Here is a 2874-nt window from a genome sequence, read left to right as displayed (position 1 = left end):
AAAAGACCGCCACAACGCCGCCAACGACACCATCACCGCCCACAACGCCGGCTGCACCACATCCACCCGCTCCAACGACGGAGCACCCGCAACACCCCGCAACACATCCTCAAGCGACCACCCCACCAACCCAGCCAACGCCGCCGAACACTCCGCCAACCGCTCCGCGAACACCGGCGAAGCATCCAGCAACTCCACCGCCATCCCCACCCACTGCGCCCCCTGACCCGGAAACACGAACACCGACTTCCCCGCCAGCTGACGTCCTTCGACCACCGAGTCAGCAGGCTCACCCGCCGAAAGCGAAGCCAACCCCGCCAGCAACTCATCCCGATCAGCGGCCACCACCGCCGCACGATGCTCCAGATGCGCCCGCGACAACGCCGCCGAGAAACCGACATCCACCAACGACAGCTCCGGCCGTGCCGTCAGCAGGGCCCGCACCCGGTCGGCCTGCTCCCGCAGCGCCGCCTCACTCCGCGCCGATATCGGCACCGGCACCACCGACGGGGCGACGCCCGGGTCACCCTCCTCGACGGACTCCGGCTCCTCGGCGGGGGCCTCCTCCAGGATCACGTGCGCGTTGGTGCCGCTGACGCCGAACGAGGACACCGCAGCCCGACGCGGACGGCCCGACGCGGGCCACTCCCGCGCCTCCGCCAGCAACTCCACCGCACCCGAATCCCACTCCACATGCGGAGAGGGCGCGTCGACGTGCAGGGTCTGCGGCTGAATCCCGTACCGGAGCGCCTGGACCATCTTGATGACGCCGGCCACACCGGCGGCCGTGGAGCTGTGGCCGATGTTGGACTTGATCGATCCCAGCCGCAGCGGCTCGCCGTTCCGGTCCCGGCCGTAGGTCGCCAGCAGCGCCTGCGCCTCGATCGGGTCACCCAGCTTCGTCCCCGTACCGTGACCCTCCACCACGTCCACATCCGACGTGCCCAGACCCGCGTTCGCCAACGCCTGCCGAATCACCCGCTCCTGCGACGGACCGTTCGGCGCCGTCAGACCGTTACTCGCACCGTCCTGGTTCACCGCACTGCCCCGCAGCACCGCCAACACCCGGTGCCCCCTGCGCCGCGCCTCCGACAACCGCTCCAACACGACCAGACCGAGACCGTCGGAGAAGCCGGTGCCGTCGGCGGAGGCCGAGTACGCCTTGCACCGCCCGTCGGGCGACAGCGCCCGCTGGCGGCTGAACTCGACGAAGAGGAAGGGCCCGGAGAGGATGGTGACGCCGCCGACGAGCGCCATCGAGCACTCGCCGTCCCGCAGGGCGCGCGCGGCCAGGTGCAGTGCGACGAGGGACGAGGAGCACGCGGTGTCGACCGACACCGACGGGCCCTCCAGACCGAGGGTGTAGGAGATGCGGCCGGAGACCACGCTGGAGGTCGAGCCGGTCAGTCGGAGGCCCTCGATCTCCGGCAGGCTGCCCGCGGGGCCGACCGCGTAGTCCGAGGAGCCGACACCGCAGTACACGCCGGTGTCGGAGCCGCGCAGGGACGTCGGGTCGATGCCCGCGTCCTCGAACGCCTCCCAGGCGGCCTCCAGCAGGAGCCGCTGCTGCGGGTCCATCGCGGTGGCCTCGCGGGGGCTGATGCCGAAGAACTCGGCGTCGAAGTCGCTGACCCGGTCGACGAAGCCGCCGACCCGCGCGTACGCCGTGCCGAGCCGCTCGGGGTCCGGGTCGTAGAGGCCCTCCAGGTCCCAGCCACGGTCGGTGGGCATCGGCGTCATGCCGTCGCGCCCCTCGGCGACGAGCTGCCACAGCTCCTCGGGCGAGGTGACGCCGCCGGGGTAGCGGCAGCTCATGCCCACGATCGCCAGCGGCTCGCTCGCCCGGTCCTCGTACGCGCGCAGCCGGTCCCGGGCGTCGGACAGGTCGACGGCCATCTTCTTCAGGTAGCGGACGAGCTTTTCCTGCTGCGGCTCGTTCTGGGGGCCGGTGCCGGCCATGCTCACGTCCTTATCCCTCGTCATGCCTCACCGAACTCCGCGTCGATCAGGCTGAAGACTTCGTCCACGGATTCGGCGGCCTCGATCCGCCCACTCGTGCTCTGGCCGGTGCCCGACAGGGCCGTGGCCAGCGTGCGCAGCCGTCCGGCGAGCCGCTGCTTCTCCTCCGTCGCCGCCTCGGCGAGCAGGTTCTCGAGCTTGTCGATTTCGACGTCCAGGGACGGCTCCGCCTCGCCCCCGCCGAGTTCGGCGAGCAGCAGCCGGGCGACGGCCGCCGGGGTCGGGTGGTCGAAGATCAGCGTCGCGGGGAGCCGGACGCCGGTGGCCTGGGTCAGCCGGTTGCGCAGCCCCACGGCACCGAGCGAGTCGAATCCCAGGTCCTTGAAGGGTCGCTCCGCGCCGATCGCGGTGACCCCGTCATGGCCGAGGACGGCCGCCGCCTGCGTGCGGACCAGGTCCAGCAGGACCGGTTCGCGCTCCGCCTCACCGACCTCGGCGAGGCGCGCGGCCAACGACCCACCCGCCGGCTCGGCCGGCTGGGTCGGGACCCGGGCCAGGCCGCGCAGCAGGGCGGGCAGCAGCCCGGCCCGGGCCTGCGCCCGCAGCGCGGCGGGGTCGAGCCGCACGGGCGCCAGCAGTGCCGCGTCCGCTCCGAGCGCCTGGTCGAACAGCTCCAGCCCCTCCTCGTCGGAGAGCGGCACGGCGCCCATGCGCTCCAGCCTCGCCAGCGCCTCCTCGCCCAGGTCACCCGCCATGCCGGCGGTGTTCGCCCACAGGCCCCAGGCCAGGGACGTCGCGGGCAGGCCGGACGCCCGGCGCAGCTGCGCGAGCGCGTCCAACGACGCGTTCGCCGCCGCGTAGTTCGCCTGCCCCGGACTGCCGATCAACGGCGCGACCGAGGAGAACAGCACGAAG

The 2874-nt window shown here is 72.6% G+C and carries 2 protein-coding genes; both read right to left on the bottom strand.

The window, feature by feature from the left end; translation table 11 throughout:
• Positions 1-1959, bottom strand: a 1959-nt coding sequence (locus tag IF129_RS25875; protein WP_224755613.1) for a type I polyketide synthase, incomplete at its 3' end; no start/stop codon positions are given.
• 20 nt (positions 1960-1979) lie between these two features.
• The coding region (locus IF129_RS25870; protein WP_191212268.1) for a beta-ketoacyl reductase at positions 1980-2874 on the bottom strand (895 nt) is incomplete at its 5' end.

It is taken from the genome of Streptomyces chumphonensis (assembly GCF_014779715.1).
Taxonomy (GTDB): Bacteria; Actinomycetota; Actinomycetes; order Streptomycetales; family Streptomycetaceae; genus Streptomyces; species Streptomyces chumphonensis.
This window is presented reverse-complemented; position numbering and strand designations above follow the sequence as displayed.